This is a genomic window from Shewanella sp. SW1 (assembly GCF_025653545.1).
GTDB lineage: Bacteria > Pseudomonadota > Gammaproteobacteria > Enterobacterales > Shewanellaceae > Shewanella > Shewanella oncorhynchi.
Map to the genome: position 1 here is coordinate 242,581 of NZ_JAKKSG010000003.1, position 15,945 is coordinate 258,525.

Annotated in this window: 14 protein-coding genes; 11 read left to right on the plus strand and 3 right to left on the minus strand. The window is 41.4% G+C overall.

Annotated elements, in window-relative coordinates; translation table 11 throughout:
• The first annotated feature begins 7 nt into the window (after positions 1-7).
• The 11 genes from L5M71_RS04265 to L5M71_RS04315 all read left to right on the plus strand — a co-directional run bounded on the left by L5M71_RS04265 (position 8) and on the right by L5M71_RS04315 (position 11,573).
• Positions 8-994: a hypothetical protein gene (locus tag L5M71_RS04265; RefSeq protein ID WP_263205301.1), complete on the plus strand. Its 987-nt coding sequence runs from the start codon at positions 8-10 to the stop codon at positions 992-994.
• Positions 991-3,030: an ATP-dependent helicase gene (locus L5M71_RS04270; RefSeq protein WP_263205299.1), complete on the plus strand. Its 2,040-nt coding sequence runs from the start codon at positions 991-993 to the stop codon at positions 3,028-3,030. The genes L5M71_RS04265 and L5M71_RS04270 overlap by 4 nt, the downstream gene beginning before the upstream one ends.
• A 324-nt stretch (positions 3,031-3,354) precedes the next feature.
• Positions 3,355-3,774, plus strand: a complete 420-nt coding sequence (locus L5M71_RS04275; protein WP_069454541.1) for a LexA family protein — start codon at positions 3,355-3,357, stop codon at positions 3,772-3,774.
• The gene (locus L5M71_RS04280; protein WP_263205295.1) at positions 3,762-5,015 is read left to right on the plus strand and encodes a Y-family DNA polymerase; all 1,254 of its coding nucleotides are present in this window, start codon (positions 3,762-3,764) and stop codon (positions 5,013-5,015) included. The genes L5M71_RS04275 and L5M71_RS04280 overlap by 13 nt, the downstream gene beginning before the upstream one ends.
• A gap of 252 nt (positions 5,016-5,267) precedes the next feature.
• Positions 5,268-5,525, plus strand: a complete 258-nt coding sequence (locus tag L5M71_RS04285; protein WP_263205292.1) for a hypothetical protein — start codon at positions 5,268-5,270, stop codon at positions 5,523-5,525.
• A gap of 350 nt (positions 5,526-5,875) precedes the next feature.
• Positions 5,876-6,043 (plus strand): hypothetical protein, encoded by a 168-nt coding sequence (locus L5M71_RS04290; protein WP_263205289.1) that lies wholly within the window; start codon positions 5,876-5,878, stop codon positions 6,041-6,043.
• A 3-nt stretch (positions 6,044-6,046) separates the two neighbouring features.
• Positions 6,047-6,958 carry an ATP-binding protein gene (locus L5M71_RS04295; RefSeq protein ID WP_263205287.1) on the plus strand — a complete coding sequence of 304 codons (912 nt, stop codon included), beginning with the start codon at positions 6,047-6,049 and terminating at the stop codon, positions 6,956-6,958.
• Between the two features lie 26 nt (positions 6,959-6,984).
• Positions 6,985-8,304 carry a hypothetical protein gene (locus L5M71_RS04300; RefSeq protein ID WP_263205284.1) on the plus strand — a complete coding sequence of 440 codons (1,320 nt, stop codon included), beginning with the start codon at positions 6,985-6,987 and terminating at the stop codon, positions 8,302-8,304.
• Positions 8,301-10,172, plus strand: coding sequence for a hypothetical protein (locus L5M71_RS04305; RefSeq protein ID WP_263205282.1), 1,872 nt, complete (start codon positions 8,301-8,303; stop codon positions 10,170-10,172). Before L5M71_RS04300 ends, L5M71_RS04305 begins: the two co-directional genes overlap by 4 nt.
• A 19-nt stretch (positions 10,173-10,191) precedes the next feature.
• On the plus strand, positions 10,192-10,827 hold the full coding sequence (locus L5M71_RS04310; protein WP_263205279.1) for a flagellar motor protein MotB: 636 nt from the start codon (positions 10,192-10,194) through the stop codon (positions 10,825-10,827).
• Between the two features lie 53 nt (positions 10,828-10,880).
• Positions 10,881-11,573, plus strand: a complete 693-nt coding sequence (locus L5M71_RS04315) for a HEPN domain-containing protein (RefSeq protein WP_263205276.1) — start codon at positions 10,881-10,883, stop codon at positions 11,571-11,573.
• Positions 11,574-12,204: 631 nt separating this feature from the next.
• Here the strand turns inward: L5M71_RS04315 and L5M71_RS04320 are convergent.
• The 3 genes from L5M71_RS04320 to L5M71_RS04330 form a co-directional block, all read right to left on the minus strand.
• Complete coding sequence (locus L5M71_RS04320) at positions 12,205-13,095, minus strand: DMT family transporter (RefSeq protein ID WP_263205274.1); 891 nt, start codon at positions 13,093-13,095, stop codon at positions 12,205-12,207.
• Positions 13,096-13,767: 672 nt separating this feature from the next.
• Positions 13,768-14,268 (minus strand): peptidylprolyl isomerase, encoded by a 501-nt coding sequence (locus L5M71_RS04325; protein ID WP_105252328.1) that lies wholly within the window; start codon positions 14,266-14,268, stop codon positions 13,768-13,770.
• Positions 14,269-14,329: 61 nt separating this feature from the next.
• A complete protein-coding gene (locus L5M71_RS04330) occupies positions 14,330-15,733 on the minus strand; it encodes a DEAD/DEAH box helicase (protein WP_263205272.1) in 1,404 nt (467 codons plus the stop codon).
• Positions 15,734-15,945: the final 212 nt, after the last annotated feature.

A 15,945-nucleotide genomic window follows, 5' to 3' on the forward strand; every position in this document is an offset into this window, starting at 1 on the left:
AACTTTCATGGTAACTCCATCTAGCACCATTCAGTACGCTTATGCATTGGATAGCAGGTGGAGTCTAACCCATATCAGTGATGCGCAGCGTTCAAATACCTACATCTGTCCAGGCTGTAAATGTCCTCTCATCCCTGTTTTAGGTGAAATCAACGCCAAGCATTTCCGGCATTTTGAAGAGTGCTGTGCGCTTGAGACCTACTTGCATAAATGCGCAAAAGAAGCATTTTACTTACGTTATCAACAGGCACTTACTACTAAAAAAGCCATTAGCCTAGAACTGGAGCGTGAAGTCAGTTGCCAAGGTGGGCGCTTAGCTTTGTTAGGCAGTGCAACGGCAAAGTGCTTAAAAACTAAGCCTGCACGTTACAATCTAACGCAGTTTTTTAACTGTGTAGAGCTTGAGAAACGCGATGAACTTACTGGGTTACAACCCGATGTGATGTTATGGGATTCACAGGGAAACAGGCGTTGCTTTATAGAGATTTGTGTAACGCACTCATGCTCTCAGGAAAAGATTGCTACTGGCGTTCCTATTCTGGAGTTTAAGGTTGAATCCGAAGCTGATGTGGAGATGTTGCTCACCGGGCAATATTCCATCCAGGATGAGCGACTCAATGTATTCAATTGGCAGCCCCCGTCACAAACAGTCGAGCACTGTGTCGGGTCCTGTTCTGCTGGCCATGTAGAGATGTCAGTTTGGAGTTTAAGTGATTTAGGTAGGCTTAATGAGCGAGTTATGCCGCTAGAACAAGTGGATTTATTGACATGTTCTGCATTGAATACATGGCCTCGAATGTTAGAGCCTAGGTACATGGCAGATAAGTTAAAAATCTTTTTACGCTACGCCGACCCGAGTTCGCAATTTCCGAACTGCCTTTTATGCAAGCATTCGTTTCAATGGAACAAAGGCTTTATGCAGTGTAGCAGTAAAGGAAAGCTGGTTGCTTATACGGACGCTCGCCAGTGCGCAAAATATCAGGTAGATGTATGACAAAAAGACTGACAGGGGAGCAAAAACGTATTGTTTGCCATGATGCAGGGCATGCTTTAGTTAAGGCAGTTCCTGGCAGCGGAAAAACGACAACTCTGGTTAAGCGTGTTGAAAGGTTGGTCAAAACTGGTATAGACCCTGACTCTATCCTAATCCTGATGTACAACAAGTCGGCGGCAACTAGCTTCACCGAAAAGTTAAAATTGGCCTTGAAGTCGGGGGCTGTGCCAGAGGTGCGCACGTTTCACAGCCTTGCCTTAAAGATAGTTAAATTCGCAGAAGGTCAGCAGCTCACAAAACAGAAAACATTACTTACACCAGACGATTATCGTTATGACCAGTTGGTTAAACAGGCTTACCGCATTGGGTTTAGTTACGAGTCTAGTTACATTGATCCGAGTGATATAGAAGATTTTGAACTATTCGTTTCTAGATGCCGTGCGTCAGCCGTGACACCAGATGATGCCGCAACAGACCCTACTTTTAGTGAAATTAAACCAGAGTTTATTCGAGCTTATAGTTGTTATTGTGAACTATTGGCGACGAATTGCCTGAGGACATTTGATGACATCTTGCTTGAAACTGTTTCGCTGTTACGGGCTTATCCTAGTCTTGGAACTGGGTTTAAACACATTATTGTAGATGAATATCAAGATGTTAATCTCGTTCAGCATGAGATGATCCGCTTACTTTGCACGCCTGATACATCGGTTATGGTAGTGGGTGATCTTAATCAGTGCATATACGAATGGCGAGGAGCACAGCCTGACTTTATGGACGGGTTATTTGAACAACATTTTCCGCAAACAAAGGTATTCCAGCTTTCATGCACCTTCCGATTTGGACATGAACTTTCGTTGATGGCCAACTCTGTTATTCGGCGCAACTCTTCGAAGTTGACTAAGCTTTGTGTCAGCCACCCCAGTACACCAAAAACAGTGGTCAATATTCACTTCGATAAAAATATATCTAATGTACTATCAACTCTTTTGATGGATAAAGGTACGCAAGCTATCCTTTCGCGCTCTAAGGCAAATCTTGCTGAAGTTGAAATTATTTTACGCTTATTTGGGCTTCCATACCGATATTTGACTGGTTCAAGCTTTTTAAATACTCGAACAGAAATTGGATTACTGGTAGTCGCGGTACTGTTGTGTGTTTATGGCGACCTGCGTTTACTTGAGCGCCATCCAAACAAACAAGGTTTTATCTACGGATTTCTAAAGGAGGCTGGATTTCGTTGGCAGCAAGGACAATTCAAAACGGCTCTTGATGGTTTAATGGCTCCCCATGCAGACCTATTTACTGTATTGGCCGGAATATTCGATGGTGTGGAATACCAAAAGGACCGTTTGGAACGGCTTATTACAATTTGTAAGAAAGATACTGAGGGGACGCCTGTTCTAGGAATATTAAAACGTCTGAGCATGATTGGTTACATTGATAGTATCGGTTCTGAAGGGGTAAGGCGAACAAATTCAAATGATAGACAGCGAGGCATTGTTCGAATAGAGGAATTATTAGCGTTAAATCCAATCGACTCTCTTACATTTTTAAATCTTATTTTACATCCAAAGGACGTCGCACCTCGTTGCGAACCATTAACTCTATCGACATTACACGGTTCCAAGGGGCTCGAGTGGGATAATGTTATATTGGTCGGACTTAATGATAGTGAGTTTCCTAGTGGTAAATTCGATAGTATTTACAAAGCATCGGCTTCGTTACACGACTCGCTTTCAGATGAAGAAATTGAGGAAGAGCGGCGGTTGTTTTATGTTGGTGTTACTCGTGCAAAGCAGTATCTCAATTTAGTCGTCCCCTTAGACGATGGGTTAACGCGATGGTTTAATAATCGCTGGGATAGCTCTCCTAAGCAATCACCTGTAGCTACTCGATTTGTTTACGAAACTGGCTGGACTGCTTGTAAAGCCACCAGTAATGCAATTTATGCAAATTCCCTTGAAAAACGATATTTGGAAATCAGCAAATTTCATCAATGGTATTTAAGGGATCTTCAACGACTGAAAATTTAGTGATTTATTTTAAGTGGTCTGCTGAAGAGTTGATTGAGCGGGTTAATAGCTGGAATGCGAGAAAGGCTACAATGAAACCCGCTCATATTCTTCTGGCCTTAGTGAACAAGGCTGGCTAGAGTTAAAAGCGCAAGTTTAATTTGTTATGCGTTAACCATAATTTGCTACGATTATCGATTTTTTAATCATATATACATTCAAACAGAAGCTTAAACCCGCACCCATTGAGTTTTAGTACAGCTAATCTCTAAATCAGTAGAGTTAAACTTGCCAGCCGCATGATTACTGCTAGAATAACTGTATGTTTAACCAGTAGTGTTAGTTATGCGTATCATACCAATCTATGCAAGTGCAGGGCTCACAGGGTTTGAAAGCCCTGCTGAAGAGTATCGCCAGCTTGGCCTGAGTTTAGATCAACTCCTGATTATTCATCCAAACGCGACCTTTATGGGGTTTGCTCGGGGGGATTCAATGCAGGGCGTTGGCATTTATTTTGGTGACTTGTTGATAGTCGATCGCCATGAAACGGCCCGTGATGGTGATGTGATTGTCGCCAATTTTAACGGCGAGTTTGTTTGTAAAATTATCGACAAAACTAGTCGGTTACTGCTATCCGCAAACGAGCAGTTTCAGCCTCAACCTATCCATGATTACGACACCTTCAGCATAGAAGGTGTCGTAGTGAGTTCAATCCGTTTTCACCGCCAAAACCCGACTTTAGCTAATTTAAAATGTATGCTCTAGTTGATGCCAATAGCTTTTATTGCAGCGCTGAGCAGGTGTTTCGTCCGGACTGGCGTGGCAAACCGATGATCGTCCTTAGCAATAACGATGGCTGCATCGTGGCAGCTAATCGTCAAGCAAAGGAGTTAGGGATCCCCAAATTTGCACCTTATTTTCAGTTAAAGGAACAATGCCAAAAGTTAGGGGTGATTGCCTGCTCAAGCAATTATGAACTCTATGCCGATCTATCCACCAAGATGATGAGTATTATCGGCCGCTTTGCTCCAGAGCAGCATGTGTATTCCATTGACGAGAGTTTTTTATCTTTTAAGCATTGCCCCGCAATCAAGTCGTTATTTGAACAAGGGCAGTTAATTCGCCGTGCAGTGTGGAAAGAAGCACGCTTACCTGTATGTGTAGGTATAGGCGCGACCTTAACGTTGGCCAAGCTGGCAAATCACGCCGCCAAAAAATTACCAGGTTATAACGGTGTTTGCGTAATAAATAATGAGCCAGACCGACTCGCTATTTTAAAGTCGGTAGAAGTGGGCGAGGTATGGGGGATTGGTCGCCGCATCAGTAAAAAGCTGGCACTAATGGAAATTAATACCGCTTATGATCTGGCAAGAATGCCGGCAGGACTCGCCCGCAAACAATTTAATATCGAGATTGAACGCACAGTAAGAGAACTCAACGGCCAAGCATGTAAACAATGGGACGAGGCGAGGGCTGATAAAAAACAAATATTCTCAACTCGCAGTGTGGGTGAACGCATCACTGATTATGAATTACTCCACCAAGCCTTAAGCAAACATATTAGTATCGCAGCGGCTAAAGCGCGTAAACAAGGCTCTTTGTGCAAAGCCATGCTGTTGTTCGCCAATAACTCACCCTATGATGAGCAACCAACAGGCGCTAAAACATTAGTTCACTTTCCATGTGCCACTAATTGCAGTGCTGAGCTGACCCGTGCTATGAGTGTCGCCGCCCCTAAGTTATTTCGACAAGGCGTGCGCTACTATAAAATCGGTGTTGGTTTGTTAGATTTAGTCAGCGAGAAACACCGCCAGTTTGACCTATTCAATGCACCCTCCGCTAATCCTCAGCTAATGCGCACCCTCGATAGTGTTAACCACAGCTATGGTAGCGATACCTTATTCCTCGCCGCCCAAGGCATTGATCAAAAATGGACCATGCGTCGCGAACTACTTACCCCGCAGTACACTACAGACTGGGGATGTTTGCCACAGATTAAGTGCTAGAGTCAGGCTGAGGTTACCTTCAAGGAAAGTAACACGAGTCTTTAATTACAACACTATCGGCTTTTAATTACCGCTGAAAGACACCTTTGATACTGGCTGATGCACAAAGTGGCTATTCGTGAAAAATAATGAATAAATTATGGTTTTAAGATATAGTTATTAAAATTATTACATAATTACAATTGGTTAAATGTTGAAATTTTTTCACGTTATAATGGTTATCTAAGTTGTTGCAGATTTTGGGAGGTATTAATGATTATCAAGCGTCGCAAGGTCAAATCGACCGCTTTCTCTGATTTTGTGCGTAACGCATCATCTAGGGAGAAAAGTGATTTTTTTAAAAAAGTTATCGAAGAGGCGATTCAAAAACAAAAAGAGGTGATAGCCAAAGCGAATGAGATCGATGGTCAGGTATATGTGTTTACCATAATGTGGTTTCAGTGTAATGCTGCAAAATACATATACAGCAAAGATGAAAACGCCGTAATTTATAGTGCAAATATTTATTAAAAATATGATCTTAGTTAGTAGTAAAGGTTAAGTCTTATCGTGTAGCATGTGTCACATTCAAGCTTGCGTAAGGATTACCATGCCTGTTCCACCCCCTTGCACGACATTTATTTGTTCGAATTGCCACTGGCAAAAAACTGTGGTGTTCAAAAGTGATGCCATTACGCTTGGCCACAACTGGTTTGATGTATGTCCTAAGTGTGGTGGGGCGCTTGAAAAACGTCCTGCAACGATGATTGAGACTGGTTTATCGAAATTGACCAATATCTTCGTAAGATAATCAGTACTTTTAATTTTTTGTCAGGGATTGACGCAGTCTATATTTCTGGCTTTGTGATAAGGATTGTTGCATGTCTCAAGAAGTCATCACCAAATTTTCCGATTCCGTTGTGGGTCGCAGCAATATTTTGCAGCACATAGCCTGCATGCCCACCCCTCAATTAGCTCATCTACCGAATATGCACAAGGCTCTCAAGTGCCGGCTAGTCATCATTAAAATTTTGAAAGGAATGAAATAATTCATGAGCGACAACGCAAAGCATGAACAGCAATTATTGCCCTACGAGTTACGAACACCGCGAATTACACTTGAGAGTGATGTTGTTTTAGCTCCAGAAACGCGCCGAATGTTTGAGGAAGCAATTGGCGCTATGCGTCATCACAAAACGATCTACACTGACTGGGGATTTGAAGCTGTAGATCCCATGGGACGTAATATGGTGCTCAACTTGTATGGACCACCAGGAACGGGGAAAACACTTGCTGCAGAAGCTCTTGCAGGTACTTTAGGACGTCAATATTTCCACATAGGCATTTCGGAACTGGAAAGTAAATATGTTGGAGAAACAGCTAAGAATATATCTTTGGCATTCAAAGCTGCCGCGATAGAAGGCGCAGTTATTTTCTTCGACGAAGCAGATACCTTACTTGGAGCGAGATTATCATCCGTTACCCAAGGAATTGATAATGAAATAAACGCTATGCGCTCAACGTTACTTATTGAATTAGAAAGATTTGATGGAATAGTGGTTTTTGCAACTAATTTTGCAAAAAATTATGATAACGCTTTTGTAAGTCGAATTCGTTATCACATTGAGTTTAAACTTCCGGATATTGAAGGCCGAAAACGCTTGTGGCATAGGATGTTAGTTCCTGGAGTGCCGCTTGAAGAAGACCGTGATGACATTATTGAACGTTGTGCGCATGCATCAGATGGATTATCAGGACGAGAAATTCGAACAGTGCTACGCACTGCTTTTCCAAGGGCTCTAGTGGAATGCCATAAAGAGCCAATAGTGAAATGGCAACATTTTGAGTCGGCGATAGCTGATGTACGATCTGCAAACAGTAACGTCGGAATTAGCCGTAAAAATGTAGCAAGTAATGCAAATAATGTTGATGCAGGTAGACGTCTACTTGGACTGACGGAATAGAACAATAAAACAAAAGGAGAGAGTAAATGGGTTGGTTCAGTAATGCGTGTAATTTTGTTAGTTCAGCAGTAAGTACAGTCTCAAATGCTGTTAGTTCAGCATATGAGACTGCCAAGAATGTTGCAGGGAAAGTTGTTGGATGGATGGCTGAGAAAGCTGAGGTATTTATTGGTGGCGTAAAAAAAGCTTGGAAAGTAGTAAAACCTTTTGTGCAGCATATTCGGACTGCTTTACTTAACGCATCAAAACTAGCTCCATATCCATGGATGCGTTCAGCCCTAGTGATGCTAGAGAAAGGGCTAGGCGCATTGACTGCATTTGAAAAATCTCCAATTGCAAAAAAAATAGATGCAGCCATCAAATGGGCCATTAATCTGGCTCAGCGCTGGCAGAAAAACCGAGAAGATCTTTTAGACAAAAACAAACAACAAGATGACATGGAGCAAGCGAATGACTTGCTTACTGAAGAAGAGTTAGTTCTTGCGAAGCAACATCAGGCTGAGCTGAGATTTGCAGAAGATGAAGTGATTCCTCAAGATCAACGGCATAATCTAGAGTTAGCATCTGCAATAAATGATTTTGAAATTGCTAAAAAAGAATTAGGTATGGCAATTGAATCAGAACCTACCGATTTTGAGCATTATTTGCGTCTTCGAGCTACCCAAAAGTTACTTAATATGTCGGATAAGAAGTTACGTTCGGCATTAACAGTGGACGATTTGAGTTCAGATGACCTGTTTCTAATTCGTATTGCTTCAGATCTTATCAAGTCAAACCCAGAACTTAGCAAAAATGCCGCTGAACGTTTAGACCGAGTTTTAACCCGACTTTACAATAAAAAACTGACACCTTTTGTTTTTGAAGAACTGATTGCTTCTTGGGCAAAACAAGCTCAATCGTTGGGAGATGAATGGGCAAAGGCAAATGCAAGCTATGCTAAAGATAAAATGCTATTAAATCGCCTTGTCTTAGCTAAAAAAATCCAAGAAGAACTCTCAAATGAAGAGTCATCTCAGCTATCCATACTTGAAAATAGCGTTCCTGAACAAAAGCAAGCACTCGACAGCTTAGCGAGCCAACAACGTGATGTAGAAAGATATGTTGGTGCAGCGGAAGGTTTTTTACAATTATTGGAGAAAACTGAAGAACAGATTGAAAGTGATGACCGCAGTTATTTACTGGAAGATGGACAGTATATTGGGAAGTTACTTATCGAATGTGCTGAACATAACATTCCCTTCAGTGCATTAGAGGAAGACGACCAATCACTTATCACTGACTATGCAAATATTTTCCAGCAAGAAGCTAAAGACCGTATGGATACTATTTTAGAGGTAGCGGTATGAACTTTGATGCCGTGCTAAATTTTTTAATCCCTGATCTTAGTGATCCACTTCAAGTAACTTTTCTATTTCTTATCCTTTTCATGATGTCATTTACGATAATCAGTGCTCATGTCATTGCAAAGCCTAAGTCGTGGGAGGTCAAATGGAATCGTGGAACACCTAATAAGCCAAGTGATAACATCGAAATTGAGCATGGTAGTGTAACTGATTTGTGGAATGCAGTTGCGACTGCTCCAGAAAAGTTGGTGGAATTAATGCCTAGCTTACTACTAGTTGTAGGATTGCTCGGCACATTTCTTGGATTAGGTATGGCACTTAATCATGCATCGAATATTCTGGGTCAGCCAAATGCGCTTGATGCTTCAGGTGCTGCAGACAGTATGCAGCACTTGTTAGGTCTTTTAAATGGATTAGGTACAAAATTTAAAACCTCTACTTGGGGCATTTCAGGTTTTATATTTCTTAAAATATGGAGCGAATTTGCGCGTTTTGACGAAAAGCGCCTCAATTGGGTCATTAGCAAGGTAAAAGTTGAGCTAGAAAAGCGAAAACAACAAAACTTAGGTTTGAGCTCAGAAAAGCAAGCTGCATTATTTTCTACAATAGCTATAGCCTCGCGCAATATAACCGAAGCTTTATCTGCTGAGTTTAATCAGTTGAGAGCTCAGCATAAAGTTCAACATGAACAAGGTTTACATTCGCTTGAGCAATTTTCGACTCATTTACGTGAGGATATTGAAGCGCTGAAGTTGAGTGGTCAAGTTGCAATCCAAGAAGGACTCCAAAAATTCAATGATGAAATTAGTCATTCTCATTCGCAAACTAGGAAGATCATTGAGAGCAGTCTTAAACGTGTTGAGTTAGCTGTAGAGCATGTTTGCATCGCAACGAAGGAAGTCAAAGAAAGTGTCAAACTTGTTCATGTTGAATCCCAAGCTACAAATATCGCAATGCATGACTTTACCCATAACACCCAAAAAGTGGTCGAAAATATGAGTGATGCTGCTCAGCATATGGCGAGTGGTGCTAATCAAGTTGGGATTGCGGCAAATGAGTTAGTTGGTGCAATTGACTCATTCCAGGCTCAATTTACTGAAGTGCTGGATAATGTGCGCAACGATTTAGGCAAGGCGATTAACGATATGAGCTTACAAGCATCCGAAACATTGGAGCGAGGAAGTTCTCAACTTGGATCTGCAACGCGAGAGATATCTACTGCTCTTTCTGTTTTATCTTCAGATGTTAAACAAACCATGGGCGATGTGAAAGACTCCATTGACGAAGCACTTAAAATTCAACAAAATGCTTCTAAAGCGTTTACTATGTCTAGCTCCACATTAAATGAAAATATTGTAATGGCTACAGAGAATAGTGAGAAGGTGAGTAATACTATTCAAGATGGGCTAAGAGCTATTTCTGATTCTAATCAGAAAATGCGTAGTATTGGTGATTCGCTTAAGAAAAATGAATTGCATTTACAAGAAGTCATTTGCAATCTGTCAAACTTACCTATAGCTTTAGCACCATTAGTGGAACTTTCAGCTCATCAAGATTTGCTTCGAACAGAGTTAGTACAGTTTAGACAGGATTTCATATCAAACAATGAGAGTCTGGATAAAAATAGTCTAAAACTCGAAAACGCAATAAATGGAGCACTTGAGCGTTCAGATACAATTATTCAGTCTTTGTTAGCACTACCAGAATTAATTCGATTACTTAATACATCTCCCCACTCACAACAGCTATTACTAGCATTGAGTCCGTTACCAGAAATTACAATTAATCAACAAGCTCTTCTCTCAGAAATTCAAAAAGTACGCGAAGTACTAGAAGCAAGTAATGGTCCACTGGAGTCTGAAGTGGCGTGAGCCAAGCTGATGAAATGATATGAAAGAAAAACCTAGTGAATGGATAGCCATTTCAGATCTTATGGCTGGAGTAATGGCTGTAGTAATGCTATTGCTTGTTGTGGCAGTTTTGCAAAAAAGCATGAGTGATCTTCGTTACAAAGAGGAGTTAGCTAAAGCGTCGGAAAAGAAAGATGATCCATTACTGAAGGTGACGACATTATTAGATGAAATGTTGCGAAACTCTAATGCATCAGAACTCATCGCTTTAGATAAAGCAACGAGAAGGTTAACTCTCCGTGATGGTGTTTTTGAACGGGGGAGTGCTTGCCTCAATACTGAATCCAAAGCAGCGGTAAATGCAATACAAGCTCAATTGGTCAGTTTTTTGATCAACAATCCTAAAGCAAAAATTTTGGTAGAAGGTTACACTGATAATATTCCTGTTAGTCGACCAGTGACTGATTATCAAAGATTTTGTACTGTTTATGATGATAACTTCACTCTCTCTGCAGCAAGAGCTAGAGAAGCTAGGAGGGAGTTAATTGGTACATTAGACGCTAGTACATCTAAGCGTATAATCGTTGCTGGATATGGTGAGTCCAAACCTCTGGAAGGTATAGAACCTTCAGATCCACGGAATCGCAGAGTCGAAGTACAGTTATTGATTGAATAACTAGTCGAACGATTGTTTGCTTAACATGTGGCAACTCGTATATGGTCAATATATTGAACGAGTTATCATTGCTGAGAAAAATCTTAAAAGGACAAATAGCAATGGATTTCGCACAGCTAAAAAATCAACAAAGGATATTACGTGAACAATCTCCGACCAATCTCAACTTGCGAGTTCATCGAGCGTTAAGCTGGTTGCAACGAGCTGAAATGGCGGATGATGACGATGGTCGTTTTATCTTTCTCTGGATAGCATTTAATGCTGCTTATGCCACTGAGATTGATGAACGATTTAAGTTGTCAGAACAAGAATCTTTTAAAGGTTTTTTAGAGAAGCTGTGCGAGTTAGATAAACAAAAACAGATAGATCAGTTAGTTTGGCGGGAATTTTCAGGCAGTATCCGTATCTTACTTGATACCCCGTTTGTGCTACAAAGTTTTTGGGATTTTCATAGCGGTAAAATAACTGAAGACAAATGGAAAGAGCGGCTTCAACAAGGTAAAAAGATGGCGAGTCACGCCTTATCGAGTGGTAATACTCCTATTCTGCTTGGTGTGATATTTAACCGACTCTATACTATGCGCAACCAATTAATCCATGGTGGCGCAACATGGAATAGCTCTGTTAATCGCAAGCAACTTAAAGATTCTGCTAGTTTACTCAGTAAGCTTGTACCATTGATTATAGAAATCATGATGACTCATCCTGAAACACTTTGGGGAGATGCATGCTATCCGGTGGTATAACAGATAGGCGAACAGGTATAGTGGCTTAAGTGTATTGGGTCAAATAAAGAGAGGCTGTTCATAATTCTGTGTCAGGTTTAGGCCGTCCACAGGCTGCTTAGTTTTTCCGATTGGGATTGTTTGTTAAGCTTAACGCTTGCCAGTTAGTGATGAAGCCGTTGCTCAAACAACGTCTGATCTAGGCATTGAGCCATCAAAATAAATCACAGATGTGCTAATAGCAGTTAAATATGGCGACTAGTGCTAGTTGTAGTTAAATTTTTATTGACTTCCATGTGAGTCGGTAAAAATCAATAAATTCAATTAGTTATACTGTTATTTTGAGCTGAAATTGAGGAGCCGGATTCCCAGGGTAAGTCATTGGTCTAATTGAAGAAATTATCAAAAATCGGAAGTAATGCAAAAAGTAATGCAGCCCTGTGTTGCGTCATTATTAACGATACTTTTCAATGCGTTATACCATGAAGTAGACTCCCTCTCTCGCCAAATTAAGCAAAGGGAATCAGTGTATTACTGGTTCCCTTTGCTGCTTTTTGACCTATTTAGGACCAATTCAGGGTGTTCTAGTCCGTTATTCTCCTCACTAAAACCCATCATTTCAGAGATACGATTAGCCATTCTTAGTGAGTCCTTAGGTTTTTGCCACATTAGCTATGTTATTCGTTGTCATTCTTTTACGCGCTTGAACTAAGGTATAGCCGCCACTTAATACTATGAGTAGGCTTCCCAGAATAGTCAGCAAATCTGGGGATTCTCCAAATATAAATATTCCTAAAGCTAAGGCAAAGAGTAAACGCGTATAACGAAAGGGGCTTACCACCGATACATCTCCAGTGCGCATGGCGATTGTCAGCGCATTATAGGCCATTACACCAAAGACGATTGCTCCAATTATCTGTATCGCTGCGTTTGCACTAAACTGTATAGCTTCATTTTGGTACATCAGTATTGCTAAGCCAGTAGGAATCAACACAAAAAAACCATACACTCCAAGTTGCATATTAGATAACACGGGAGAGGCTGCGCGTGTTGCTAAATCGCGTCCTGCAAAACCTAAGGTAGCGATAACGGCGAATAAAGATGTGGCCTCAAAACCATCAAGTCCTGGACGAATGATCATCAGCACGCCCATAAAACCAATCAATACTGCAAGCCATCTCTTGTGATCCACTTGTTCACCGAACAACAATGCCGCGCCAAGCATGGCGATTAAAGGTGTGGCTTGCAAAATAGCGGATGCACTTGAGAGTGGTGTTAACGTGATGGCTAAAGCAAAACAGAATCGGCCGACGATTTCACATAGTGCACGTACTAATATGGGGGTAGACAAGACTGCAGGATGAAGCACAGTTTCACCCTTTCGCCAGGTTAACAGTATAAAAATAAACATTCCACCTAGGCCAAATAACGCTAAAATGAGGCCGATAGAGGTGGTTTCTGCTGCGGATTTGATCAGCATGTCTTCAATAGAAAATGCTGCCATCGCAGCAACCATAAACAGACTACCTTTTCTATTATTCAAAATAAATTCCCTAAATGCTTAGACGCTATCTCTAGTCAAAAAGTTTTGTCATGAGAGTTCTGGTTTAATCAACAAAGACACAGAAGTTACGATATAGCTTATTAGAATCCAATAGAAACATCATTTTCTGATCACTATAGCAAGCTTTCTCTGCTTATCTGAATAGGATTCGCTGCTTAAGGTAGTAATGATTCTGGCTTAAAAATAAATAGGGATAATAAGCATTAGCAAGAAATGATAATAGATACAGATATGGTTTTTTTATCTATATCAGATGGCAAGTTAAGCCTCTTTTTACCATAAGGATTATGGTTGGTGTATTGTTTTAATATTATCAACTTGTGCGGCTAGTATAAGATATTGATGTCAGGTATGTGCTGCTGTTTTTCAGCTTTTATGATGAATAACATTGTTTGAAAGAGGTCTATATTGTGAGGTTAATTTTATATGTAGTAGTCTTAAGTCAATAATGGCAACGCTTAAATAATCCATCAGTTGATTTTATACTAAGTGATTTTGTATTGGGGATTTAGTGTTTTTAGGTTTATATAAAATGAATTTGCATTGAATTGTACAGGAAAGTTCACTAAATAACTTTGGGGAAATGATTAATCGCTCAATTAAAAATGCGCGATTAATCATATTAACGAAAAAGTCTTATTGTTTTAAAAATTAACTTTGGATATTAATCGTTACTTTCTCGATGACGATAGGTTCACGGGGCACGTCTTCGTGGCCAGCGACCGTGGTGGTTTTGACTTTCTCAATCTGCTGAATAATGTCCATTCCCGCCGTAACCTTACCAAATACCGCGTAGCCCCAACCGTTATTGGTGGTGGCGGTATGGTCTAAAAAGTCATTATTGGCTGTGTTGATGAAGAATTGCGCGGTGGCTGAGTGAGGTGCATCGGTGCGAGCCATAGCGATTGTGCCTATGGTGTTACTTAGGCCTTTGTTGGCTTCGTTAACGATAGGCTCGTGGGTCGGTTTTTCCTTCATTTTTGCGGTAAACCCGCCGCCTTGGATCATAAAGCCTTTGATCACTCGGTGAAAAATCGTGTGTTCAAAGAAGCCTTCTTCACAATAGCGGACAAAGTTTTTTGAACTGACAGGCGCATGTTCAAAATCGAGTTCTATAGTGATGTCGCCTAGATTGGTGCTAAATGTAATCATGCTAATATCTTCTATCTTAATGGGTTTTTATATCTAATAAGTCACGGCTTGTACTGAGTCATTACTTAGTTTTAGGGCCGCTATTCCATGGATTAAAGGGCGCGCTGCGACCCGTTGTCTCGTTACCGTTGTCAGTCTGAATAGATTGCTGCCGTGTTACATTGGCTTTAACCTCTGGCTTTGATTTCGCGCTGCGATGCTTTTTCGCATGGGCGGTTTCAAAGGAGCCTTCTTTCGCGGGGCGCGAGGATCTGGCCTCAGGTGCCCGAGCTTTAAAGGTTTTTGGCGTAGTATTTTTGGGCACAAAATCGAGAATAGACACAGGCACTTCTTTGTTTGGCACAAAGCCTTCAATTTCTTTACGCACTATGAGGTGACCTAGACGGCGCTCGATAGCACATAGATTCCTAAAATCATCTTTAGAAACAAAAGAGATGGCTTCGCCGCAGGCGCCAGCACGACCGGTTCGGCCGATACGGTGAATATAATCATCGGCTTCATCGGGCAAATCATAATTGACCACACGGGTGAGGGCATCGATATCGATACCGCGGGAAGCAACGCCAGTCGCGACTAAAAAGCGTAGTTTGCCAGATTTAAAATCCACTAATAATTGCTCGCGTACCGCTTGGCTGCGACCGCTGTGAATGGCTTCGGCGGCAATGCCACGTTTTTCGAGTTGACTAACCAGTTTGGCGGCGCCTTGTTTCGTCTGGATAAAGATCAGTGCCTGTTCCCACGCTTGTTCAGTGATGAGTTTGCTTAACAGTGCCGACTTTTTATCTTTATCGACAGTGATCAACCATTGGTCGATTTGCGGTGCGTTTGCGCTGTCGCGGGCAATTTCAATTTCGACTGGGTTTTCAACCGCTGTTTTCGCTAAAAAGCGCACTTGCTTAGATAAGGTTGCCGAAAACAACAGATTTTGGCGTTCTGTTGGCAGACGTTCGATGATCTTATTGATGTCTTCGATAAATCCCATATCGAGCATTCTATCGGCTTCATCTAGGACTAATACCGAGATTTCATCGAAATGAATCGCTCTTTGGGTGTACATATCGAGCAATCTACCGGGTGTTGCCACCAGAATATCGACGCCTTCAATAAGACGTTGTTTCTGCGGCGCGGAATCCACGCCACCATACATGGCCATAGACGTCAGCGGCAGGTATTTTGCGTACTTGGCAATATTGTCTTCTACCTGAACGGCCAATTCGCGGGTAGGCGTTAAGATTAATGCACGAACGCGTTTAGCACGGATTTTCGGCATCTCGGCGAACATTTGCAGTATTGGCAACACAAAACTGGCGGTTTTACCTGTACCTGTTTGCGCGCCAGCAAGCAGGTTTTTGCCTTTCAAGATCACCGGAATGGCTTTTTCTTGGATCGGAGTAGGTTGTGAATAGCCGAGCTCAGTGATGGCTCTTAAAATCGGATCGCTTAATCCAAGTTTGGAAAATGGCATTGAATGTCTCAGGTAAAGGGTCAGGTCAATAATGTATAAGCAAACTGTTACGCTAAAGCATGAACAGTGGAGCAGGGCGATATTATAGCAGGAGGTGAAACAGAATAGGCGATTATCATTATTTGTGTGTGTTTGGTAAAGAGGGGCTTATACGTCGAATAGGCGAATGATAGGCGGTAAAATATTGAGAACTTACAATTTTGTAACCGCGC